Raw genomic sequence first — 20,954 nt, 5'->3', positions numbered from 1 at the left:
CTGACGTCCGCCGGCGCGCGCCCCGGATATACTCCCCAGCATTTCCCCCAATCGATACGACGAGAGGATGCCGTGGACTACATCGGCGCATTGCTGGCCATTTCCGGCGTACTGGTCCTGAGCGTTGTCAGTCCGGGCCCCAATTTCGCCATCGTCACCTCCACCGCAACCCTGCGCTCCCGCCGCGCAGGCGTGGCCACCGGCCTCGGGCTGGCCGCCGCCTCCGCGACCTGGGCCTTGCTGGCGGTGGCGGGGCTGGGGCTGATCGTGATGCAGGTGGAATGGGTCTACGCCGGGATCAAGCTGGCGGGTGCTGCTTATCTGATCTGGATTGGCGCGAAGATGATCTTCGGCGCCCGCAAGCCGCAGGCGACCACCTCCGACGCACTTGAGTCCAGTGCCTTCGCCGCTGCCCGCAAGGGCTATCTGGTGAGCATGACCAATCCCAAGGCCCTGGCCTTCTACGGCAGCATTTTCGCGGTGATGGTTCCGGCCCATGCGCCGGACTGGTTCTACGCCGCCATCGTTGCCATCGCCGCCGGTGTATCCGGGCTCTGGTACTGCGGGATGGCCGTGCTCTTCTCCAGCCCCGCCGTGCGCGGCGGCTTCATGCGCTTCAAGGCCGTGTTCGAAACGCTGATGGGCGTTTTCCTGGTGGGGCTGGGCGGGCGTTTGTTGCTTAGCCGTTGAGGGGCGGTTTTTTCGCTCTTGCAGGGCAGATTTGCCGCCTGCATTGCGAATGAATTCGCGCCCACTCAGCCCACAAGCTGCAGCTATTTCCCTTTGAAGTGGCCTTCCCGTCGTTCCAGCATTGCCCTGAGCCCTTCCTGGGCGTCCTCGGTGGCCAGCAAGCGCTGGGCCGTGCCCGGGAGGCTGGCCGCTGCTGCCTTTTCGCCTTCGTCCAGCGTCTGCCGTGCCGAGGCCAGGGTGGCCCTGACGCCCAGCGGCGCTTGGGCCGCCACCCGCTCCGCCAGCCAGATGGCGCGGGGTAGCAGGTCTTCCGGCGCCAGCACTTCCTGGACCAGCCCCAGACGGTAGGCTTCGTGGGCATCGAATTCATCGCCGGTGAGCAGCCAGCGCATGGCATTGCCCCAGCCGGCCACCTGATGCAGCCGCAGGGTGGCGCCGCCGAAGGGGAAGATGCCGCGCTGCACTTCCATCTGGGCGAAGCGGGTATTGCTGGCGCAGAGATTGATGTCCGCCGCCAGCATCAGTTCGATGCCGATGGTGTAGCAGTACCCCCTTACCGCGACTATCAGCGGCTTGGTCAAGCGGTCGCCGCCGAAGGTACCCCAGGGGTCCATGGCGCCGGCGGGAACCTTCCATCCCTTCTTGAACGTGTCGCCCACGCTGGCCAGGTCCAGGCCGGCGGTGAAGTGGTCGCCGTGGGCGAAAACCAGGGCGCAGCGGGCATTGTCGTCCCGTTCGTACTCGCCCAGGGCCAGGACCAGGTCCTCCAGCATGGCGAAGTCGAAGGCGTTGCGCTTGGCGGGGCGATCGAGGCCGATCAGCATGATGTGGCCGCGCTTTTCGCGGCTGACGCGGCCGGCGGAACTGGAGGGCATGGAGGGCGTTCCTCTGTAGGAATAGCGGGAGGGCAGGTGGGATATAGACCCGCGCAGAAGGCTTGTCCATTGCCCGACACCGTCTGGCGGAGATGAAGGGGGGCGGCCGAAAAAGCTGCACGCGGGACAGAATAATCCTGTATGATGCGCGCCGGCCATTTGACGGCTCCGTTCAAGTACTGCGTTTTTTCCGAGGCGCTTTGCCTTCGGCTGCAAGTCCGCACTGCGGACTACCCTTGACGTTTCATCCATTCCTAATAAAGCGATCACGCAAATTCTCTACCAGGCTGCCAGGGTGACCCAAAAGGTCCTTCATGGCATGTGCAGCCATGGAACAAGGGTCTTTGCGGATGCACACGAGGCAGACCCATGACCCAGGAAATCGGCGGATTCGCCGCGCTCGGCATTCATCCCAATGTTCTGGCCGCCATCTCGGCGGTCGGCTATGAAGAGCCGTCCCCCATCCAGGCCCAGTCGATTCCGGTGATCCTCGCCGGCCACGACATGATCGGCCAGGCCCAGACCGGTACCGGCAAGACCGCAGCCTTCGCGCTGCCGATCCTGTCGCTCATCGATCCGGCCAAACGTGAGCCGCAGGCGCTGATCCTGGCACCGACCCGCGAGCTCGCACTGCAAGTTGCCACCGCTTTCGAAACCTACGCCAAGCAGATGCCCGGCCTGAACGTGGTCGCCGTCTACGGTGGCGCGCCCATGGGCCCGCAGCTCAAGGCTCTGCGCCAGGGCGCCCAGGTCATCGTGGCCACCCCTGGCCGTCTCTGCGACCACCTGCGCCGCGACGACAAGATGCTCGCCACCGTGCAGCAGCTGGTGCTGGACGAAGCGGACGAAATGCTCAAGCTCGGCTTCATGGAAGACCTCGAAGTGATCTTCGAAGCCCTCCCGGAAAGCCGCCAGAGCGTGCTGTTCTCCGCCACGCTGCCGCCGTCGATCCGTTCGATTGCCGAGCGTCACCTGAAGACCCCGCAGCACGTCAAGATTGCCGCCAAGACCCAGACTGTGGCCCGCATCGAGCAGGCTCACCTGATGGTCCACGCCGACCAGAAGACCCCGGCTGTGCTGCGTCTGCTGGAAGTCGAGGAATTCGACGCCCTGATCGCCTTCGTGCGGACCAAGCAGGCCACTCTGGATCTGGCCAGCGCCCTGGAAGCCAAGGGCTACAAGGCCGCCGCGCTGAATGGCGACATCGCCCAGAACCAGCGTGAGCGCGTGATCGAGTCCCTGAAGGACGGTCGCCTGGATATCGTGGTCGCCACCGACGTTGCCGCCCGCGGCATCGACGTACCGCGCATCACTCACGTGTTCAACGTGGACATGCCCTACGACCCGGAATCCTACGTGCACCGTATCGGCCGTACCGGTCGTGCCGGCCGCGATGGCCGCGCCCTGCTGCTGGTGACCCCGCGTGAGCGCCGCATGCTGCAGGTGATCGAGCGCGTGACCGGCCAGAAGGTCGCCGAAGTACGTCTGCCCAACGCCCAGCAAGTGCTGGACGCGCGCATCAAGAAGCTCACCGCCAGCATCGCCCCGCTGGTGGCCGGTGCCGAAGCCAGCCACGGCGAGCTGCTGGACCGCCTGATCGCCGACATCGGCTGCGAGCCTCGTGCTCTGGCCGCTGCGCTGCTGCTGAAGGCCACCAATGGTCAGGCCCTGAACCTGTCCGACGTGGAGCGTGAGCAGCCGCTGGTGCCGAGCTTCCAGCCCCGTGAGCGCCGCGAGCGTGAAGGTGGCGAACGTGGTGAGCGTGGCGAGCGCGGTGAGTACCGCGAGCGTCGTGCACCCATGCCGCTGGCCGAAGGCCGCGTGCGTTGCCGCACGGCCCTGGGTACTCGCGACGGCATCGCTGCCAAGAACCTGCTGGGTGCCATCCTCAACGAGGGCGGCATCGCCCGCGAGGCCATCGGTCGCATCCAGATCCGCGAGACCTTCAGCCTGATCGAGCTGCCCGAAGAAGGCCTCGACCGCCTGCTGGGCAAGCTGAAGGACACCCGCGTGGCCGGCAAGCAGCTGAAACTGCGCCGCTACCGCGAAGACTAAGCGCCATGCCGTAAACGAAGAAGCCCCGCAAATGCGGGGCTTTTTTGTGGGTGTGAGTTGGTGGCTTCTGGCTTCGTAGGCTGGAACCTTCGCTCAATCGAAGCGGTAGATATCCATCCCCAGGGCGCCGAGGGTGAATCCCTGGTGCACCAGGCTGAATTGCCCGCCGGCGCCGCGGGCGAAATAGAGCGGCAGCAGGTGTTCGTCGCGAGGATGGTTGCGGGCCGCTTGGGGTGCGAGGCGACGGTAGTCGTGCAGGGACGCTTCATCGTCGGCTTCGAGGCGCTCCACCATCCAGTCGCGGAACGCCTTCGCCCAAGGCGTCACCACGTCCGGGCCGGCGCGCCAGTCCAGTTCTCCCAGGTTGTGGGTGATGCTGCCGGAGCCGATCAGCAGCACGCCGCGCTGCCGCAGCGAGGCCAGCGCACGGCCAACGCGGGTCTGGAAGGCGGGGCCGAGGCGGCTGGGCAGCGACAGTTGGACCAGCGGGATGTCGGCGTCTGGATACATCAGCGACAGTGGCACCCAGGTGCCGTGATCGAACGGGCGCTCCGGGTCGACGCCCGCCGGGAGGCTGGCGTCGGTCAGCAGGCCGGCGATTTCTACCGCCAGCTCGGGCGCACCCGGTGCCGGGTATTGCACGGCGTAAAGCGGTGGCGGGAAGCCGTAGAAGTCATGCCAGGTTTCTGGGTGGGCGGCGCTACTCAGCAGCAGGCGGTCGCTTTCCCAGTGGGCGGACACCACCAGGATGGCCTCGGGCCGTGGCAGCGAATCGGCCAGGCGCTTGAGTGCCGGGCCACTGGCGCCGGGCTCCAGCGCGAGCATGGGAGAGCCGTGGGAGATGTAGAGGCTGGGTAGCATTTCGGAATTCCTCCGGTAGGATTCCGGCATCATCCGGGCTGGATATATCGATTTCCAGCATAAATATTTGAGCTATTTGATCGAATTGATGGAGGCGTCATGGACGAGCAGTTCTGGCAGGCACGTTGGGCAGACAATCAGATCGGATTCCACCAGCGCGAGGTCAATCCCTATCTGGAACGCTATTGGCCGAAACTGGGTCTCCCCCGCGAATCCCAGGTGCTGGTGCCGCTCTGCGGCAAGACCTTGGACATGCTCTGGCTGGCAGGGCAGGGGCACCGGGTGTTGGGCGTGGAGCTGGCCGAACGGGCGGTGGTGGATTTCTTTGCCGAGCAGGGCCTGACCCCAGAGGTGTCGCAGCACGGCGCGCTTCGTCGCTATCGCGTGGGCGCTGTCGAAATCCTCCAGGGGGATTTCTTCGCAGTGACGGCCGCAGAAGTCGCCCAGTGCCGGGGTCTCTACGACCGCGCGGCGCTGATCGCCCTGCCGCCCGCCATGCGGGATGACTATGTGGCCCACCTGCAGCGCATCCTGCCGCAGCACTGTGTCGGACTGATGGTCACCCTGGACTACGAGCAGGCGCGCCTCGAAGGGCCGCCGTTCTCGGTGCCAGAGGCGGAGGTGCGCCGGCACTTGGAGGCGGGCTGGGAGGTGGAGATGCTGGAACGCAATGACGTGCTGGAGAAGAACTGGAAGTTCGCGTCCCGCGGGCTGGACAGCCTGCACGAACCGGTATTCCGACTACGTCGCCGGTAATTGGGGCAGGCCTGCGGCCTGCTTGGCGAATGAATTCGCCCCTACAAGGGCGAGATGAAACCGGTGGGCAAAAAAAAGGGCGGCCCGTGGGCCGCCCAAGTCAGTGTGATTCGTTTCAGCCGCGGCGGCGCAGGGCCTCGATGCGGTCTTCCAGCGGCGGGTGGCTCATCAGCAGGCCGGCGAGGCCGTGCTTCAGGCCGCCATTGATGCCGAAGGCGGTCAGGCTGTCGGGCATCTGCACCGGTACACCCTGTTCGGCGCGCAGACGCTGCAGGGCGCCGATCATCGCGTTGGTGCCGGCCAGGCTGGCGCCGGCCTCGTCAGCGCGGTATTCGCGGCGGCGCGAGAACCACATGACGATGATGCTGGCGAGGATGCCCAGGACCAGTTCAGCGAAGATGGTCGCGACGAAGTAACCGATGCCCGGGCCTTCTTCGTTTTTCAGGATCACCTTGTCGACGAAGTTGCCGAAGATGCGTGCAAAGAACATCACGAAGGTGTTCACCACGCCCTGGATCAGCGACAGGGTGACCATGTCGCCATTGGCCACGTGGCCGATTTCGTGGGCCAGAACGGCCTTCACTTCGTCGGGGGAGAAGCGCTCCAGCAGGCCCTGGCTCACGGCCACCAGCGCGTCGTTACGGTTCCAGCCGGTGGCAAAGGCGTTGGCCTCGTAGGCCGGGAAGATGCCGACCTCCGGCATCTTGATGCCGGCTTCGCGGGACAGCTGCTCGACGGTCTGCAGCAGCCACTGCTCATGGCGGGTGCGGGGTTGGGTGATGATTTCGGTCCCGGTGCTCATCTTCGCCATCCACTTGGAGATGAACAGCGAGATCAGGGAGCCGGCAAAGCCGAACACGGCACAGTAAACCAGCAGGCTGCCGTAGTTCTGGCCGGTGAAACGATCCACGCCCAGCAGCTTCAGGGTGATGCTGGCAATCACCAGGACTGCGAGGTTTGTGGCCAGGAACAACAGAATGCGCATCATGATTGGAACAGTCTCCTCACGGCGGAAAGCGTTTGGTATGCGGGGTATATAAGGGGCGGCCCTGGCGTATTCAACCAGGGACTATTTCAAACTATGTCGTCTGAAGTATCGGCGCTGCCCTCGAAGATTAGTCGAGACAGGCGTACGAGGCGTTCGCTGTTCGCATTGCGAAAGGCTTCGCGCAGTTGCTGCGCAAGGCTGGCGCGAACCCGCCGGATGCTGGGGGGCAGGGATTCGGTGTCTGCCAGCGCGCCGGGCAGCGCGCGGGACAGCCGGAGGAATCCTTTCTCGGTCAGGACCGCCTGATCCAGGGCTTCGAAGTGGATGGTGCTGTCAAAGCGCAGATAGCCCTCGTCGGCGAGCCAGAGGAGGGCGCCCAGGCAGCTTTCGTGGCGCTTGCTGGGCAGGCCGAACTCGTCTGGCTCGGAAGGGCCGATCAGATCTTCCACGTAGAGGGCGATGCGCCGTGGAAAGGCCTGGTACAGCTGTAGCAGGCCGGCGGCGCAGTCCCTGTAGAAGTCGTCGATCTGCAGGTCCATGGGTCGTTACTGGCGGTACGACTTGAGGAAGTTGCCGATACGGCCTATGGCCTGCTCCAGGTCGTCGACGCGGGGCAGGGTGACCACGCGGAAGTGATCCGGCCACGGCCAGTTGAAGGCGGTGCCCTGGACGATCAGCAGCTTCTCGGACAGCAGCAGGTCGAGGACGAACTTCTCGTCGTTGTGGATCGGGCAGACCTTCGGGTCGATCCTCGGGAAGGCGTAGAGCGCACCCATGGGCTTCACGCAGCTGACACCAGGGATGTCGTTCAGCAGTTCCCAGGCGCGATTACGCTGTTCCAGCAGGCGGCCGTTGGGCAGCACCAGGTCGTTGATGCTCTGGTAGCCGCCGAGGGCGGTCTGGATCGCATGCTGGCTGGGCACGTTGGCACACAGGCGCATGTTGGCCAGGATGTCGATGCCTTCGATGTAGCTCTGGGCTTTCTGCTTGGGGCCGGAGATGGCTACCCAGCCGGAACGGAAACCGGCCACGCGATAGGACTTGGACAGGCCGTTGAAGGTCAGGCAGAGCACGTCCGGCGCCAGGGAGGCGGTGGAGATGTGCACGGCGCCGTCGTAGAGGATCTTGTCGTAGATCTCGTCGGAGAAGACCACCAGGTTGTGCTGGCGGGCCAGTTCCACCATGCCTTCCAGGACTTCTTTGGAGTACACGGCGCCAGTGGGGTTGTTCGGGTTGATGATCACCATGGCCTTGGTGTTCGGGGTGATCTTGGCCTTGATGTCTTCCAGGTCCGGCCACCAGTTGGCCTGCTCGTCGCACAGGTAGTGCACCGGCTTGCCGCCGGCCAGGCTCACGGAGGCGGTCCAGAGCGGGTAGTCCGGCGCCGGGATCAACACTTCGTCGCCGTTGTTCAGCAGCGCCTGCATGCACATCACAATCAGCTCGGACACGCCGTTGCCGAGGTAGATGTCTTCGATGCCGATACCTTCCACCTGCTTCTGCTGGTAGTACTGCATCACGGCCTTGCGCGCGCTGAACAGCCCCTTGGAGTCGCTGTAGCCCTGGGCGGTGGGCAGATTGCGGATCACGTCCTGGAGGATTTCCTCCGGGGCTTCGAAACCGAACGGCGCCGGGTTGCCGATGTTCAGCTTGAGGATGCGGTGGCCTTCCTCTTCCAGGCGTTTGGCGTGCTTGAGCACCGGTCCGCGGATGTCATAGCAGACGTTGGCGAGCTTGTTCGATTTGCTGACCTGCATGATGCGTGGATGTCCCGAGGTGAAAAGAGTCGCGCGGGCGACGGGGATCGATGCGCCTTGGCAGCCTGTAACGCCGCTGCCAGACTGGCGTCTGATGAATCGCGCATGATACGTGCGGCCTGATGACCGGAAAAGGCCGGGATCGCGCTTTTTTACTACTGCCGAGGACTGTCATGGACAAGCTAGAGAAACCCCTGGAAACCTGGCGCGAGGAGCTCTCCGACGCCCAGTTCCACGTCTGCCGCCTGGGCGGCACCGAGCGCGCTTTCACCGGCGAGTACTACGCCACCAAGACACCGGGCATCTATCGCTGCGCCTGCTGCGGCGAGGCGCTGTTCGACTCCGATACCAAATACGACTCCGGCAGCGGCTGGCCCAGCTATTTCCAGCCGGTGGGCAAGGATGTCATCAAGGAGCTCGAGGACTTCAGTCACGGCATGCACCGCGTCGAGGTACGGTGCGCCCGTTGCGACGCGCACCTGGGGCATGTCTTCCCCGACGGACCCCGGCCGACCGGACTGCGCTACTGCATCAACTCGGTGTCGTTGAAGCTCGAACCGCGCTGAATTCGGGTTTTTGCCAAGGCTCGCCGCAAGGCGGGCCTTTTCTTGGGTAAATTAAATTGCGTGCAATTTAATTGATGGCTATCTTTCTTCCGTTATCCATTCCCACATCAGGCCCCGACCATGAGCGACAAGATTCTCGATATCCCCGTCACCACCATCAAAGGCGAGCGCAAGACCCTTGCGGACTTCGGCGGCAAAGCCCTGCTGGTGGTCAACACCGCCAGCCAGTGCGGTTTCACACCGCAGTACAAGGGCCTGGAAAGCCTTTGGCAGCAGTACAAGGACAAGGGCCTGGTAGTGCTGGGCTTTCCCTGCAATCAGTTCGGCAAGCAGGAACCGGGCGACGAAGGCGCCATCACCGAGTTCTGCGAACTGAACTTCGGTGTCAGCTTCCCGCTGTTCAAGAAGATCGAGGTGAACGGTGCCAATGCCCACCCGCTCTATGTGCAGTTGAAGAAGCGCGCACCGGGCCTGTTGGGTAGCCAGGGCATCAAGTGGAACTTCACCAAGTTCCTGATCAGCCAGGATGGCCAGCGCATCAAGCGTTTCGCGCCGACCACCAAGCCGGAACAGATCAGCGCCGAGATCGAAGCACTGCTGAAATGAACAAGCCGTCCATCGAGCCGGAGCTGCTGCTGGATAACCAGCTTTGCTTCAAGCTCTACGCCGCCTCCCGGGCGGTGATCCGAGGTTACCGCCCGCTGCTGGAGCCCCTTGGCCTGACCTACCCGCAGTACCTGGTGATGCTGGTGCTGTGGGAGTGGCACGGGCGCCCGCCGGAGCAGCCTACGGTGAAGGCCCTGGGCGAGCGCCTGCTGCTGGATTCCGGCACCCTCACGCCGTTGCTCAAGCGCCTGGAACAGCTGGGTCTGGTGCGTCGCCAGCGAGCGGCGCACGACGAGCGCGAGGTGCATCTGGCGCTGACGGAGGAGGGCGCCGCCCTGCGGGACAAGGTGGTGCCCCTGCGCAATGAGCTGATCTGCTCCAGTGGCCTGGATCTCAACGAGATGGCCGAGTTGCGTGAGCGTCTGGGCGAGCTGCTGGGTCAGCTCATGGGGTCGCTTGAGTAGCGGGTAACCAGGTGTCCAGTAGGGCGACCAGTTCTTCGCGGCGGAAGGGCTTGGCCAGGTAGTCGTCCATGCCGGCTGCGTGGCAGCGTTCGCGCTCGTCCGGTAGGGCGTTGGCGGTCAGGGCGATGATGGGCAGCCCCGGCCAGCGCCCGCTCTGGCGAATGCGCCGGGTCGCTTCGTAGCCGTCCATCACCGGCATGTTGCAGTCCATCAGCACCAGGTCCACGGCCGTCTGCTCCAGCCGGCTGAGTGCCTCGGCGCCGTGGGCCGCCAGCAGGACCTCGCAGCCCAGCTTGGCCAGCATGCCCTTGGCAACAAGCTGGTTCACCGCGTTGTCCTCCACCAGCAGCACACGGGCGTTGCGGTGCGGCGCTTCGGCCGCCTGCGGCGCGGAAGCGAGCGCCTCGTCCGGTACCTGCATCAGCACCCGCTGCAAGGCCTGGTAGAGCGCTGCCCGGGACAGGGGGCGTGCCAACTGGTGCAGGGGTGTCAGGGTTGCCGCGCGGGGAGGCGGGAGGAAGCTGCCATAACCGGTGACCAGCAGGATCGGTATCCGGGCGGTCCGGCGCACGTTCTCCAGGCAGTCGGGATTGTCGCTGATCAGCAGGTCGGCTTGTACGTCGGCGAGGTCGGCATCCTTGTCGCGCCGCTCGAAGTCCAGGTTCCATTCGCGCAGCCAGGTGCCGAGCATTTCGGCCAGGCCGCTCTTGGCACTGCACAGGGCGATGACCTTGCCCTTCAGCGGTGGACGCGGTTCTGACGGGCTATGCGCTACCAGCGGCAGTTCGGCACTGAACAGGCTGCCCATGCCTTCTTGGGATTTCACGTCCAGTTGGCCCTGCATGGCTTCGCAGAGGTGGCGGGTCAGCGCCAGGCCGAGGCCCGTGCCGCCGAACTGCCGGGTGATACCCGCGGTGGCCTGGGAGAACGGCTGGAACAGCTTGGGCAGGGATTCGGCGGAAATGCCGATGCCGGTGTCGCGCACCGTAATCAGCACACCGCCGGGGCTGGGCGCGGCGCGCAGGTCGACGCGACCGAAGCGGGTGAACTTGAGGGCGTTGGACAGGAGGTTGCTGATCACCTGGCGAACCCGCGTCGGGTCGCCCACCACCAGGGAGGGCAGTTGGGGATCGATCAGGCAGGTGAGCTCGACGCCGGCTGCGGCGTTCTGCGACAGCAGGTTGGCGGTGTCTTCCACCAGGGTGCCGAGGTCGAAGGGAATCTGTTCCAGCTCAAGCTGGCCGGCCTCGAACTTGGACAGGTCGAGAATGTCGTTGAGCAGCTCCACCAGCACGCTGCCCGAGTCGTGGGCGATCTGCAGCTGGCGGCGCTGTTCTGGGTTCAGCGGGCCGTCCAGGGCCAGGTCGAGCATCCCCAGCAGGCCGTTGAGCGGGGTGCGGATCTCGTGGCTCATGTTGGCCAGGAACGCAGCCCGGGCCTTGGCCATCTCCAGTGCGGTGCTGCGTGCCACTTCCAGTTCCTGGTTGTAGCGGCTGAGGCGGCTGTTGGCGGCTTTCAGTTCGGCGGTGCGCGCCGAGACGATGTTTTCCAGTTCCGCCAGGTATTGGTTAAGGCGCTGGTCCGCTTCGCGGCGCTGCTGCATTTCGGTGGACAGGCTGGCCAACTGGCGATTGATCACTTCCACCAGCACGCCGATCTCGTCCTTCTCGTGGCCGGGCGGGCAGGGCAGTCCGGTGCCCGGCGCGGCACGCGGATCGCGCTCGCTGAGGGCACGGATCAGTTCCACCAGGGGTTTGGTCAGCATGCTGTAGAAGAGCACCAGGAGGATCAGCGACAGCAACAAGCTGCGCACGAAGCCGCTGAGCAGCGTGAGCATCGCACGACGCAGGAAGTGACTGCCGAAGGCGAATGTGTCCACCTCCAGGCGTAGCACGCCAAGGGTCTCGTTGGGGGCGTGGATGATGTAGAGCGGGTCTTCGAATTCCCGCCGCTCGCCGAACATATAGTCACTGAAGATGCGGAAATCGCTCTCGGTGCGGGGACGGTTGACGCTGGCCAGCACGGCGCCGTTATTGTCGATGATCTCGGCGCGGATCACCGCCGGCGAGCGCAGCAAGCCCATCACCAATTCCTGGGCCAGCTCGGCGTCGATGTTGTAGGCGATTCGCGCGGCGGGGCTGTGGGCGATTTCGAGGAGTGCCTTGATCTCCCGGTCGATCGAGGCGTTTTCGTTGAAGTAGTCGCTGGCGACCTGGATGACGCTGAGCACGGTGCCAAGGATGAACGCCACCAGCACGGTCAGGCTGGCCTGCTTGAACGACAGCCGTTGTGTCAGCGGAATATCCATGGGGCGTAGGATTTGGCCTTGTTCCGAGGGCTTGCCAAGCATAGCCTATCCCGTCTGCCGGCAGCGCCTGGTGACTGCGGCTGAGCAAGGAGTTGAACGTGGATTCCCGCCTTTATGAGATTCTCGAGCGCGCCGATGCGGTGCTGGCCCGCCTCGAACCCCTGTTGCCCGCTACCCGCCCTGTCATCGATTGGCAGCATTGCCTGGCGGCGCGCTGGCATCGCGACGGCCGCAGCGGCTACCTGCAACCACTGGACGTGAGCCTGGACCTGTCCCTGGCCGACCTGATTGGCGTCGATACCCAGCGCGAGCAGCTGGCCCGCAATACCCGCCAATTCGTCGATGGCCTGCCCGCCAACCACGCGCTGCTCTGGGGCGCCCGTGGCACCGGCAAGTCGTCCCTGGTGCGCGCCCTGCTGGCCGAGCATGCCGGCGCCGGCCTGCGCCTGATCGAGATCGAGCGTGATCACCTGGCCGACCTGCCCCGAGTGGTGGAGCAGCTGGCCGGGCAGTCGGAACGCTTCGTGCTGTTCTGTGACGACCTGTCCTTCGAAGCGGGCGAGGGCGACTACCGTGTGCTGAAAAGCGTGCTGGACGGTTCCCTGGAGCGTGCTCCCGACAACGTGCTGCTCTACGCAACGTCCAACCGCCGCCATCTGGTGCCGGAGAAGCAGAGCGACAACGACCACTGGGAGATGGTGGACGGTGAGCTGCATCCCAACGAGGCGGTAGAGGACAAGATCGCCCTGTCCGATCGGTTCGGCCTGTGGCTGTCCTTCTATCCCTTCACCCAGGATCACTTCCTCGCCGTGGTGCGCCACTGGATCGGCGTGCTGGCGCAACCCGCCGGGCTGGATTGGGCGTGGTCCGAAGAGCTGGAAAAACTGGCGATTCGCTGGGCCCTGGGGCGCGGCAATCGCAACGGCCGCTGTGCCTATCAATTCGCCCGCCATTGGGTTGGGCTTGCTTTGCTGGAGTCTTCCAAATGATCGATCTGCAACAGGCCGGCGCCGGCCTTTCCGGCTATGCGCTTCTGGCGGCGCAACTGGAGTCTCTGCTGGCTGACGAGCGCGATTTCATCGCCAACAGCTCGCAGTTCTCCGCCTTCCTCTTCAATGAACTGGCGGACCTGAACTGGGCCGGGTTCTACCTCAATCGCAACGAGGAACTGGTGCTCGGCCCGTTCCAGGGCAAGGTCGCTTGCGTGCGCATTCCCTTCAGCAAAGGCGTTTGCGGTGCCGCGGCGCGTACCCGCGAAACCCAGCGGGTGGAAGACGTGCATGCCTTCCCGGGGCATATTGCCTGCGACAGCGCGTCCAACAGCGAACTAGTGGTGCCCCTGGTGAAGGACGGCCGCCTGATCGGCGTGCTTGACCTGGACAGCCCGAAGCTGGCGCGCTTCAGTGCGCAGGACCAGGCAGGTATCGAGCAACTTGCAGCCATCTATTTGCGCCTGACCGATTTCTGATCGGCTGACTGCGAAAAAAGCCCGGACGAGTCCGGGCTTTTTTGTTTGTGCTTGGGAAATCAGCGCTGTGGTTACGTCTCCTGTCGTACTGGATGGCGCAGCGGAGCCGACTTTATAGGGTGCGCCGTGCGCACCAGTGGTGGGCAGTGGCGTTGGAGCTGAACCTGGAAGCGGTGCACGCAGCGCACCCTGTCAGCCAGGTGCTGGAGTCAGGCCGCGAAGTTGGCTGGCTCAGGCGCGTCCGGCCAGTTTGGCGAGGATCTTCTGTTCGCCCGGCAGCACGGCCTGCACCGAATCACGGGCGGCGATGCGCTCGTAATGGGCGGCCAGTCGCGGCCAGCGTTCAGGGTCCAGGCGCTCGCCGCCGTGTTCCATGTTGATCATCTGCGTGGCGAAGGCGAGGTCGGCGATGGTCAGGCGCTCACCCACAAAGTACTCGGCGGTGCCCAGGGCCTTCTCCAAGTAGTCGAAATGGGGTGGCAGCTTGTCCACGAGGGCAGCCTGCACCGTGGCTTCATCGCAAGGCTGGCCCATGGAGGGTTTCAGGGTGCGATTGCGGAAAACCCCGAAGGTGGCCAGGGGGGCGATTTCATAGTCGCAATACTTCTCCAGCCAGCGCACCCGCGCGCGTTCCTCGGCGTTGCGGCCGTAGAGCGGGGCGAGTTCGGGGTGCTTCTCCTCCAGGTACTGGCAGATGACGCTGGAGTCGGCCAGGGTCAGGTCGCCGTCGCGCATGGCGGGAATGCGTCCAAGGGGGCTCAGCTCACGGAACCAGGCGGGCTGGCTGAAGGGGGAGATGATCTCAAGCTGGTAGTCCAGCCCTTTCTCATGCAGATAGAGGCGTACCTTGCGTACGAAGGGAGAGAGCGGGGCGCCGTAGAGGGTCAGGCTCATCGGGAGGTCCTCGTCTGAGCGAATCAGTCGTAGATGTTCTTCTTCTTCCAGGTGTCTTCGTCTTCCAATGACTTAAGACCTTCGGTCAGCTCGCTCGGTTCGTCCGCGTTGGGTTTGTCGTTCTCCAGTGCCAGGGCATTGGCGCGTTCCAGCTGGGCCTTCAATTGTTGCTGCTGATTCTGGTAACGGGCCGGGTCGGGTTGCTTCTGCAAGTACTGGACGCCGCGTTCGAAGGCCAGGCGGGCCTGGCGCGGCTGGCCTTCCTGCAGGGCCTGGAGGCCGAGGTTGGTGAAGAACTCCACATGCAGCTGAACCAGCATGTCGCGAACCTCGCCAACCCGGTGCTTCGCTTCCCCAGCGGGCAACAGGCCTTCCTGTGCAGCGCGGGTGATCTGGCCATGGAGGCTTTCCAGCTGGAAACGAATTTCCTTGGCCTTGGCTTCGGTCAGGATCTTCTGCGGCGGATTGTTCACCTTGATGGATTCGCCCTGGCTGGTCAGGGCGCGGAGCTGCTCGAGGCGGGCCTTGAGCGCGTTGTCGTGCTTGTCCAGTTGCTGGAGGCGCTCGCTCATTTGCAGTTGCAGGCGGGTGAGCAACAGCTTGAGGCTGGGGGAGACCATCTGGCCCGGCAGGGTTTCGGAAAGATCGGCGCAACGGCGGATGCGATCGTTGAGGTCGGCCTTCAGGCGGGCCTTCTCCAGCTTGCTGTTTTCCACCAGGTGATTGATGTAGCCAATGACAACGAGGATGACGATACCGACGACGATCAGCAGGGTGATCACGAGTGGCGACATCTTTAGGGCTCCGATGTTCTTGTCAGGTGCGGCCGAGTGTAGAGGCTTGACTCTAAAGCTCATAGAGGTGGATCAAATTTTGACCAGAAGTCTTTGATTTTAAAAAGTTTTTGATAGAGGGTTGACGGGTGTTCAAAGCCTCCATAGAATGCGCGCCACTTCGACGCGATGCCTAAGGCAAAGCTGAGAAGCCGGAAGAAAGCGTCAAAGCTGTTGTAAGTTCCGGGCCGCGTCCCCTTCGTCTAGTGGCCTAGGACACCGCCCTTTCACGGCGGTAACAGGGGTTCGAGTCCCCTAGGGGACGCCACTTTCAAAGTTGTATGCGGGAATAGCTCAGTTGGTAGAGCACGACCTTGCCAAGGTCGGGGTCGCGAGTTCGAGTCTCGTTTCCCGCTCCAAATTCAAGAGCAAGGCTAGGCGGCCTTGTTCGCCTCGAAGCGAAAGCGTCGAGCTGGGTTCTAACGAACCCGACTGTAAAAGTTGCATGCGGGAATAGCTCAGTTGGTAGAGCACGACCTTGCCAAGGTCGGGGTCGCGAGTTCGAGTCTCGTTTCCCGCTCCAATTTCAGTCCCCTTCGTCTAGTGGCCTAGGACACCGCCCTTTCACGGCGGTAACAGGGGTTCGAGTCCCCTAGGGGACGCCACTTTGTAACGTTGTACGCGGGAATAGCTCAGTTGGTAGAGCACGACCTTGCCAAGGTCGGGGTCGCGAGTTCGAGTCTCGTTTCCCGCTCCAAATAAACGAAAACGCCGCTCAATCGAGCGGCGTTTTCGTTTCTGCGTTTCAGGGCCCAGCGGGTCGCTGTCTTACGTTTTCATTTCTCCAGAAGGTCTGGCTGCAAGCGGATGGCTGTGAAGCCCTGAAGCGCGGGTTTCCACGGGTCGAATCTGGAATACGTCCAACCCTTTGAATGCTGCGAATTACCTGATATCAATCAGGTGGTTCACCTCATTGCACCCGCCGCTGGCGGCTGTCACCACGACCGCAAAGGACGATGCACATGGTCAAAGGCCAGGGCTGGCACTCTTTCCGTTGGGCGGAGCACCTGCTCTTCAGCGTCGTGGTGCTGATCGCGATCGGCCTCGCGCTTCTGGCCAGCAGTTTTACCGCCCATCGATTGCTGGATCAGTCGGTAGGTGGGCTCGGCGAGGACGTCGTTCGGCAAATAGACGTCGTGCTCGATGCGTCAGAGCGCACCCTTGCCGAGATGGATGCTTCGCCTCATGCGGTCTGCTCCGGCGAGGATTTCACCGTCATGCGATCAGCGCTGGTGCGGGCAAAGTACATCAAGGATGTAGGGCGTCTCGCGGATGACAGGCTCGTCTGCTCAACCGTACTCGGCATCCTTCCGACGCCATTCACTGCTGTACAGGTGCCGATCTCCCTGGCGCCGAACATGGCCGCCTTCTGGACCGTGCCGCTGCTTTCCTCGTCGGACGCCTATGGGCTGGTCCTGCAGTCCAGGCGGTCGAATCTGATGATGGATCTCGATGCGTTCCGGGTGCCGGTCGCGCCGGGGCTGCACTACGTGATCGCACTGCGAGACCGGCCAAAAGCGCTGGTCATCGGGCTCGATCCGCTGGGTCTGCCGGCCTTCATCGAGGCGGGGCACGTCGCGGATCTGTCGGGCGGACAGGCGTTCTGTTCGAGCCGCTATCCACTGTGCTCCACGGTCGTAGCCACGGCCCAGGCTCGCTCGATAGCCGAGCGGAACGCCATGTACCTGCTGATCCTGGCGGGCGGAATTCTGGGCTGCTGCGCAGGGGCATTCGCGGTTATCGCCTACCGCCGCCGGGTTTCGCTATCCGCGCAGATGCGCCGTGCCCTGGCCAATGGACTGTTCGCTGTCCGCTACCAGCCGATCATGGAGCTGGGGCCTTCACCCCGGATGGTCTCCGCAGAGGCGCTGATTCGCTGGATCGATGGACCGGTTCCGCCGGACGTATTCATCGGAGTCGCCGAGCGCTGCGACCTGATCACCGAAATCACCGCCTTCGTGGTCCGCACCGTACTGAGCGACATGCGCCAGCTGTTCGAGGCACAGCCGGATTTCCGCGTGACCATCAATGTCAGCTCACCAGAGCTGGTCGACGGGAGCTTGCTGGCGACCCTCGATCGCTGCTGGCCGGAGGGGTTGCCCAGGCGCCATGTCGGGTTCGAGCTGACCGAGCGCTCGACGGCCGAACTTCAGGACATCATGGTGGCGTTGCAGCGCTTGCATGATCTCGGGCACCCCATCTATGTCGACGACTTCGGCACCGGCTATTCCAGCCTGAGCCAGCTGCAGCACCTGCCGATCGACTACATCAAGGTCGACCGCTCCCTGTTGCCCAGCGAACCCCGGAGCCGGAACAACTCCTTCGTCCCGGAAATCCTCGCCATCGCCCGGCGGCTCGGCGTCGGCCTGGTGTTCGAAGGCGTGGAGACCGAAGAGCAGGCGCAACTGCTCAACTGCACCGGCCAGACCGTGCTGGCGCAAGGGTGGTTCTTCGGCCGCCCCGATACGGCGGAGGCGCTGCTGCGACTCGGTAGCGCGGTCCATCCCGCCGAGCTGCAATGCCAGGAATAGTGGCCCGGCTAGGTATCCGAACCATCCGGACCCTGCCGGTGGCGGGTGAAGTATTTCGCCGGCGTGGTGCCGAGGGCGCGTTTGAACATCGTGATGAAACCGGTGACGGCTTCGTAGCCGAGGTCTCCGGCCACTTGCTGGACGCTGTTGCCGGCGGCCAGGCCCCGCAGCGCCACCATCAGATGAAGTTGCCTGCGCCATGCGCCGAAGGACATGCCGGTTTCGGCGAACAGCCGGCGCGAGAGCGTGCGTTCGCTCATGCCGATCAGATTCGACCAGTGTGCGAGGGTTTTCCTGTCGTCGGGGGCCTCGATCAGCGCCTGGGCGATTAGCTTCAGTCGCGGGTCCGCCGGGATGGGGAAGCAGGTGCGTTCCAGCGGCATCGAACCCAGCGCTTCAAGCAGTAGCTGGATCATCAGGTTCCGGCCACGTGCGTTGGGTCGATCAGCGCCGGCCGCCAGTTCGACGATCAATTCGCGCAGCAGGGGCGTCATGCGGAGCGTGCAGCACTCGTCCGGCAGCGGCGACGCGTGTGGATCGATGAACAGGAAATAGCCGAAGGCGTTGGCTGAGGCCTGGCTTTCATGGGGTATGCCCGCCGGAATCCAGAGTGCGCAGTGTGGGGGGACGATCCAGTGGGTGTTGGCCACCTTGCAGGCGACCACACCCGCCACGGACAACACCAGTTGTCCTTGTGGATGGCAATGTGCGCCGGAAATGCCTTCGCTCACGGCAGCGAAACCTGTGGCGACCACGGCGTTCGCCAGCGGGCCCAACGGTGGGAGAGAGGTGGTCGGCATGTTGTCCGGATTCAGCGATTGATTGGCCAGATGGATGAATCTTGCCACAGCCGGCATGGGTACATTGCCGGCTGACCGGCGGCCCAGGTCGCTACGCCATTCGCAGACGCCCCATGGAGGCAACATGAAAAAGGAACCCGTCCAGACACGTATGGTCTCCCGTGATGAGGGCCACCAGGTCCGGCATCCCACTGGCGCGCAGATGAACATCAAGGTGTTCGCGGCCGAAACCGGGGGCGCCTATTCCCTGATGGAAACCGTGCTGCCTCCCGGCGGCATGGTGCCGCGCCATGTGCATGAGGGGGAAGACGAGAACAACTTCATTCTCGAAGGGCAGCTGACCATGCACATAGGCGACGCCACCTACGTTGCCACTGCCGGCAGCTATGTCGTGGCGCCACGGGGAGTGGAGCAATGCTTCCGTAACGAAGGCAGCAGCGATTGTCGCTTTCTCACGACCTTCACGCCCGGCGGGGCAGAAGGGTTCTTCCGCGAGGCCGGCGAGCTGATTCGTCGCGCCGCGCCGGGGAAACCCGATCCCGCCGAGCTCACCCGGCTGCAGCAGAAGTACGGGTTGCGGTATCTCTGATCGAGGCGGTAACGGCTGGCCAAGTGGCTTGCGACACCGGTACGAGGACGCTGCCGGCCCGTCCTCGACCGGGCAACCATCGCCCAAGGCCCATTCGACGGCTGCAGCCGGGGAGCTTATGGGGTAACCTGCCGCCCCGACCGAACCAAACCTGGTAAATGCGTAAGATGGGTTTTGAACAACTTGCTGAATTGAGGGATCGTCTTCGCGCTCAGGCTGAGCAGTCTCGTCCGGCGAAACCGGAGTCGAAGCCCAAGCCGAAGGCCAAGCGGACCGCAGCCCCGAAACAGCGTCGTGAGCCGGTTTCCCCCGAAGTGGAAATCATCTGGCGCCTGCAAAAGCACTTCCCCCTGGCCTTCCCGCGTAACCCGGCGCCCAAGGTCCCGCTCAAGCAGGGCATCTTTGAAGACGCGCAGCAGCACCTGGAAGTCCTGGGTACGACGGCAGAGCAACTGAAGCAGGCCATTGGCTCCTGGTGCTCGGGTGGTCGCTACTGGGCGTGCATGGTGGAGAATGCCGCGCGTGTCGACCTGCAGGGTCAGCCCGTGGGCGAGGTGACGGCAGCCCAGGCACTGCACGCACGCAAGCTGGCCTCACGCCGCGCGCGGGAGCAGGCGCAGGAGCGCAAGGCCAAGCGTCCTCAGCCTGCCGCGACGGCGACCGAGGCCGTTGAGGAACCGGCCGCGACGCCGGACTGACGCCAGCGCAATCCCTTGAAGCGGTCCCTTTCGGCCGCTTCACCTTCCTCAGGCCGTATCCCGCTGCTGCAGCGACGCAGCCTCTATGTGCTGCTCGGCCATCGCCTTCAGTTGCCGCATCGACTCGACCGACTCGCGGTCGATCGTGCGGCGCATTACCAGCCGATTGGCCAAACGCATGACCCAGCCGGAGAAGCCGTATTCCAGGGTGCGGACAAAGCGGGTGCCGTTCGCCGTCTTCTCGCATTCGTAGGTCAGCAGCAGCCCCAGGCCGTGGGTACCGTGCGCGGTGGCGCGCCAGCGGCGGCCCGGGCTGTACTCGGTCACATCCCAGCTGAGATGCCCGGAACGGCCGCCCGCGTGGATGTCCTCCTCGAAATGGCTCCCGGCCGGCAGCGGGCCGATGGGCCCCTCAACCTGCAGAGAGGAGGGGTGCCACTCTGGCCAGCGGGTAGCGGTGCTCGCGTAGGCCAGCACGTGTTCCGGAGGGCGGGCGATATCTACCGAGTGTTGCATTCGGGTCATGGAGCGCTCCTGTTCCAGGGGTTCCCAGTGCAGGGTGCCCTTGAGGCAGTCCATCAGCGGGAAGACCAGGTTGAAGTTGCGGCTTTGCATCAGGTCGCGTCGGTGGTGCAGCTCGTGGAGCCGGCGCATGTGGCGAATCCAGGGCAGGCGTGCGATGGGATGGCCGGCAGGAAGGTGCTCGCAGGCATGGAAGACTTCGTAGCTCAGATAACCCGCCAGCAGCGTGGTCACGAAGAGGGCCGCGACGTTCGCGTTGATGAACGAGAGCAGCCACCAGGCCGGGAACAGGCCGGTACTGAACAGGACGATCAGCCACGCCGGAAAGAGAATCACCCGCCAGTCCCGCGCTGATTCCCAGGTCATCTGCCCGGCCACGAAGAAGCTGTGGTGATCGCCGGTGTGGCGCTTGTAGAACAGCGCCCCGAGGCGGGTCTTGTTGTGGCCCAGGTTCTTGTGGATCGTGTATTCGCCCCAGCTGAAGAACATCAGCGCCGCCGGCACCACCAGCCATTCCCAGGGCCGCACGTCGTTGAGACGGCCCAGGAAGAAGCTCAGGCAGGCGGCGCCGTAGAGCAGCACGAAACCGCCATGCAGCCAGGCGTTGTAGAGGGGGTGGATACCCGCGCGATAGCGGTCGCGAAACGCCTGCGTGTCGTGGCTCATGGCTGCTCCGGCAGTCTTGTTGACATA

21 protein-coding genes and 5 tRNA genes are annotated in these 20,954 nt (G+C 64.1%); 16 read left to right on the top strand and 10 right to left on the bottom strand.

Annotated features, from left to right (window positions below):
• Positions 1-72: 72 nt before the first annotated feature.
• Positions 73-690 carry a LysE family transporter gene (locus TQ98_RS16160; RefSeq protein ID WP_044874244.1) on the top strand — a complete coding sequence of 206 codons (618 nt, stop codon included), beginning with the start codon at positions 73-75 and terminating at the stop codon, positions 688-690.
• Between the two features lie 83 nt (positions 691-773).
• Here TQ98_RS16160 and TQ98_RS16155 read toward each other — a convergent pair whose 3' ends face one another.
• Positions 774-1,565, bottom strand: a complete 792-nt coding sequence (locus TQ98_RS16155) for a crotonase/enoyl-CoA hydratase family protein (RefSeq protein ID WP_044874245.1) — start codon at positions 1,563-1,565, stop codon at positions 774-776.
• A gap of 369 nt (positions 1,566-1,934) precedes the next feature.
• On the opposite strand from TQ98_RS16155, the gene TQ98_RS16150 reads away from it, so the two are divergent.
• A complete protein-coding gene (locus tag TQ98_RS16150) occupies positions 1,935-3,620 on the top strand; it encodes a DEAD/DEAH box helicase (protein ID WP_044874246.1) in 1,686 nt (561 codons plus the stop codon).
• 93 nt (positions 3,621-3,713) lie between these two features.
• Here the strand turns inward: TQ98_RS16150 and TQ98_RS16145 are convergent, their stop codons facing one another.
• A complete protein-coding gene (locus tag TQ98_RS16145; RefSeq protein WP_044874247.1) occupies positions 3,714-4,481 on the bottom strand; it encodes a class III extradiol ring-cleavage dioxygenase in 768 nt (255 codons plus the stop codon).
• 99 nt (positions 4,482-4,580) lie between these two features.
• Between TQ98_RS16145 and TQ98_RS16140 the strand changes: the two genes are divergently transcribed.
• On the top strand, positions 4,581-5,237 hold the full coding sequence (locus TQ98_RS16140) for a thiopurine S-methyltransferase (protein WP_044874248.1): 657 nt from the start codon (positions 4,581-4,583) through the stop codon (positions 5,235-5,237).
• Positions 5,238-5,352: 115 nt separating this feature from the next.
• Here the strand turns inward: TQ98_RS16140 and htpX are convergent, their stop codons facing one another.
• The 3 genes from htpX to TQ98_RS16125 form a co-directional block, all read right to left on the bottom strand.
• The gene (gene htpX, locus TQ98_RS16135) at positions 5,353-6,225 is read right to left on the bottom strand and encodes a protease HtpX (RefSeq protein WP_044874249.1); all 873 of its coding nucleotides are present in this window, start codon (positions 6,223-6,225) and stop codon (positions 5,353-5,355) included.
• Positions 6,226-6,311: 86 nt separating this feature from the next.
• The gene (locus tag TQ98_RS16130) at positions 6,312-6,764 is read right to left on the bottom strand and encodes a hypothetical protein (protein WP_044874250.1); all 453 of its coding nucleotides are present in this window, start codon (positions 6,762-6,764) and stop codon (positions 6,312-6,314) included.
• Positions 6,765-6,770: 6 nt separating this feature from the next.
• Complete coding sequence (locus tag TQ98_RS16125; protein WP_044874251.1) at positions 6,771-7,982, bottom strand: pyridoxal phosphate-dependent aminotransferase; 1,212 nt, start codon at positions 7,980-7,982, stop codon at positions 6,771-6,773.
• A 173-nt stretch (positions 7,983-8,155) separates the two neighbouring features.
• Between TQ98_RS16125 and msrB the strand changes: the two genes are divergently transcribed.
• From msrB to TQ98_RS16110, 3 genes are all read left to right on the top strand, one after another.
• On the top strand, positions 8,156-8,548 hold the full coding sequence (gene msrB / locus TQ98_RS16120) for a peptide-methionine (R)-S-oxide reductase MsrB (RefSeq protein WP_044874252.1): 393 nt from the start codon (positions 8,156-8,158) through the stop codon (positions 8,546-8,548).
• Positions 8,549-8,668: 120 nt separating this feature from the next.
• Positions 8,669-9,154, top strand: coding sequence for a glutathione peroxidase (locus TQ98_RS16115; RefSeq protein ID WP_044874253.1), 486 nt, complete (start codon positions 8,669-8,671; stop codon positions 9,152-9,154).
• On the top strand, positions 9,151-9,618 hold the full coding sequence (locus TQ98_RS16110; RefSeq protein WP_044874254.1) for a MarR family transcriptional regulator: 468 nt from the start codon (positions 9,151-9,153) through the stop codon (positions 9,616-9,618). Before TQ98_RS16115 ends, TQ98_RS16110 begins: the two co-directional genes overlap by 4 nt.
• On the opposite strand, the gene TQ98_RS16105 is transcribed toward TQ98_RS16110, so the two are convergent.
• The gene (locus TQ98_RS16105; protein ID WP_044874690.1) at positions 9,599-11,926 is read right to left on the bottom strand and encodes a response regulator; all 2,328 of its coding nucleotides are present in this window, start codon (positions 11,924-11,926) and stop codon (positions 9,599-9,601) included. The two genes, TQ98_RS16110 and TQ98_RS16105, sit on opposite strands and share 20 nt — an antisense overlap.
• A gap of 98 nt (positions 11,927-12,024) precedes the next feature.
• Between TQ98_RS16105 and TQ98_RS16100 the strand changes: the two genes are divergently transcribed.
• Complete coding sequence (locus tag TQ98_RS16100; RefSeq protein WP_044874255.1) at positions 12,025-12,915, top strand: ATP-binding protein; 891 nt, start codon at positions 12,025-12,027, stop codon at positions 12,913-12,915.
• The gene (locus tag TQ98_RS16095; RefSeq protein ID WP_044874256.1) at positions 12,912-13,394 is read left to right on the top strand and encodes a GAF domain-containing protein; all 483 of its coding nucleotides are present in this window, start codon (positions 12,912-12,914) and stop codon (positions 13,392-13,394) included. The genes TQ98_RS16100 and TQ98_RS16095 overlap by 4 nt, the downstream gene beginning before the upstream one ends.
• Positions 13,395-13,625: 231 nt before the next feature.
• On the opposite strand, the gene TQ98_RS16090 is transcribed toward TQ98_RS16095, so the two are convergent.
• Positions 13,626-14,288 carry a glutathione S-transferase family protein gene (locus TQ98_RS16090; protein WP_044874257.1) on the bottom strand — a complete coding sequence of 221 codons (663 nt, stop codon included), beginning with the start codon at positions 14,286-14,288 and terminating at the stop codon, positions 13,626-13,628.
• A 23-nt stretch (positions 14,289-14,311) separates the two neighbouring features.
• A complete protein-coding gene (locus TQ98_RS16085; protein WP_044874258.1) occupies positions 14,312-15,082 on the bottom strand; it encodes a hypothetical protein in 771 nt (256 codons plus the stop codon).
• A 231-nt stretch (positions 15,083-15,313) separates the two neighbouring features.
• Here TQ98_RS16085 and TQ98_RS16080 point away from each other — a divergent pair.
• The 6 genes from TQ98_RS16080 (at position 15,314) to TQ98_RS16055 (ending at position 17,652) form a co-directional block, all read left to right on the top strand.
• Positions 15,314-15,389: transfer RNA gene (locus tag TQ98_RS16080), tRNA-Glu, on the top strand.
• Between the two features lie 15 nt (positions 15,390-15,404).
• Positions 15,405-15,480: transfer RNA gene (locus TQ98_RS16075), tRNA-Gly, on the top strand.
• An 88-nt stretch (positions 15,481-15,568) separates the two neighbouring features.
• Positions 15,569-15,644, top strand: a tRNA-Gly gene (locus TQ98_RS16070).
• A 6-nt stretch (positions 15,645-15,650) separates the two neighbouring features.
• Positions 15,651-15,726, top strand: a tRNA-Glu gene (locus TQ98_RS16065).
• A gap of 16 nt (positions 15,727-15,742) precedes the next feature.
• Positions 15,743-15,818: transfer RNA gene (locus TQ98_RS16060), tRNA-Gly, on the top strand.
• A gap of 265 nt (positions 15,819-16,083) precedes the next feature.
• Positions 16,084-17,652 carry an EAL domain-containing protein gene (locus TQ98_RS16055; RefSeq protein WP_044874259.1) on the top strand — a complete coding sequence of 523 codons (1,569 nt, stop codon included), beginning with the start codon at positions 16,084-16,086 and terminating at the stop codon, positions 17,650-17,652.
• Positions 17,653-17,660: 8 nt separating this feature from the next.
• Here TQ98_RS16055 and TQ98_RS16050 read toward each other — a convergent pair whose 3' ends face one another.
• Complete coding sequence (locus TQ98_RS16050; RefSeq protein WP_158249364.1) at positions 17,661-18,509, bottom strand: helix-turn-helix transcriptional regulator; 849 nt, start codon at positions 18,507-18,509, stop codon at positions 17,661-17,663.
• 67 nt (positions 18,510-18,576) lie between these two features.
• On the opposite strand from TQ98_RS16050, the gene TQ98_RS16045 reads away from it, so the two are divergent.
• Both TQ98_RS16045 and TQ98_RS16040 read left to right on the top strand, forming a co-directional pair.
• Positions 18,577-19,041, top strand: a complete 465-nt coding sequence (locus TQ98_RS16045) for a cupin domain-containing protein (protein ID WP_158249363.1) — start codon at positions 18,577-18,579, stop codon at positions 19,039-19,041.
• Positions 19,042-19,208: 167 nt separating this feature from the next.
• On the top strand, positions 19,209-19,739 hold the full coding sequence (locus TQ98_RS16040) for a ProQ/FINO family protein (RefSeq protein ID WP_044874260.1): 531 nt from the start codon (positions 19,209-19,211) through the stop codon (positions 19,737-19,739).
• 48 nt (positions 19,740-19,787) lie between these two features.
• Here TQ98_RS16040 and TQ98_RS16035 read toward each other — a convergent pair whose 3' ends face one another.
• The gene (locus tag TQ98_RS16035) at positions 19,788-20,927 is read right to left on the bottom strand and encodes an SRPBCC family protein (protein ID WP_044874261.1); all 1,140 of its coding nucleotides are present in this window, start codon (positions 20,925-20,927) and stop codon (positions 19,788-19,790) included.
• Positions 20,928-20,954: the final 27 nt, after the last annotated feature.

Origin of the sequence: Pseudomonas sp. LFM046 (genome assembly GCF_000949385.2) — a bacterium.
Lineage (GTDB): Bacteria > Pseudomonadota > Gammaproteobacteria > Pseudomonadales > Pseudomonadaceae > Metapseudomonas.
The sequence above is the reverse complement of the archived record's forward strand: the minus strand, read 5'-3'. Positions and strand labels throughout refer to the sequence as shown.

Bases quoted from the DNA above. Each gene is read 5' to 3' on its own strand.
- TQ98_RS16125 (WP_044874251.1), bottom strand. From the start codon at position 7,982: ATGCAGGTCAGCAAATCGAACAAGCTCGCCAACGTCTGCTATGACATC.
- TQ98_RS16055 (WP_044874259.1), top strand. From the start codon at position 16,084: ATGGTCAAAGGCCAGGGCTGGCACTCTTTCCGTTGGGCGGAGCACCTG.
- TQ98_RS16095 (WP_044874256.1), top strand. From the start codon at position 12,912: ATGATCGATCTGCAACAGGCCGGCGCCGGCCTTTCCGGCTATGCGCTT.
- TQ98_RS16110 (WP_044874254.1), top strand. From the start codon at position 9,151: ATGAACAAGCCGTCCATCGAGCCGGAGCTGCTGCTGGATAACCAGCTT.
- htpX (WP_044874249.1), bottom strand. From the start codon at position 6,225: ATGATGCGCATTCTGTTGTTCCTGGCCACAAACCTCGCAGTCCTGGTG.
- TQ98_RS16130 (WP_044874250.1), bottom strand. From the start codon at position 6,764: ATGGACCTGCAGATCGACGACTTCTACAGGGACTGCGCCGCCGGCCTG.
- TQ98_RS16040 (WP_044874260.1), top strand. From the start codon at position 19,209: ATGGGTTTTGAACAACTTGCTGAATTGAGGGATCGTCTTCGCGCTCAG.
- TQ98_RS16045 (WP_158249363.1), top strand. From the start codon at position 18,577: ATGAAAAAGGAACCCGTCCAGACACGTATGGTCTCCCGTGATGAGGGC.
- TQ98_RS16085 (WP_044874258.1), bottom strand. From the start codon at position 15,082: ATGTCGCCACTCGTGATCACCCTGCTGATCGTCGTCGGTATCGTCATC.
- TQ98_RS16145 (WP_044874247.1), bottom strand. From the start codon at position 4,481: ATGCTACCCAGCCTCTACATCTCCCACGGCTCTCCCATGCTCGCGCTG.
- TQ98_RS16140 (WP_044874248.1), top strand. From the start codon at position 4,581: ATGGACGAGCAGTTCTGGCAGGCACGTTGGGCAGACAATCAGATCGGA.
- TQ98_RS16150 (WP_044874246.1), top strand. From the start codon at position 1,935: ATGACCCAGGAAATCGGCGGATTCGCCGCGCTCGGCATTCATCCCAAT.
- TQ98_RS16115 (WP_044874253.1), top strand. From the start codon at position 8,669: ATGAGCGACAAGATTCTCGATATCCCCGTCACCACCATCAAAGGCGAG.
- TQ98_RS16090 (WP_044874257.1), bottom strand. From the start codon at position 14,288: ATGAGCCTGACCCTCTACGGCGCCCCGCTCTCTCCCTTCGTACGCAAG.
- TQ98_RS16105 (WP_044874690.1), bottom strand. From the start codon at position 11,926: ATGGATATTCCGCTGACACAACGGCTGTCGTTCAAGCAGGCCAGCCTG.
- TQ98_RS16155 (WP_044874245.1), bottom strand. From the start codon at position 1,565: ATGCCCTCCAGTTCCGCCGGCCGCGTCAGCCGCGAAAAGCGCGGCCAC.
- TQ98_RS16050 (WP_158249364.1), bottom strand. From the start codon at position 18,509: ATGCCGGCTGTGGCAAGATTCATCCATCTGGCCAATCAATCGCTGAAT.
- TQ98_RS16035 (WP_044874261.1), bottom strand. From the start codon at position 20,927: ATGAGCCACGACACGCAGGCGTTTCGCGACCGCTATCGCGCGGGTATC.
- msrB (WP_044874252.1), top strand. From the start codon at position 8,156: ATGGACAAGCTAGAGAAACCCCTGGAAACCTGGCGCGAGGAGCTCTCC.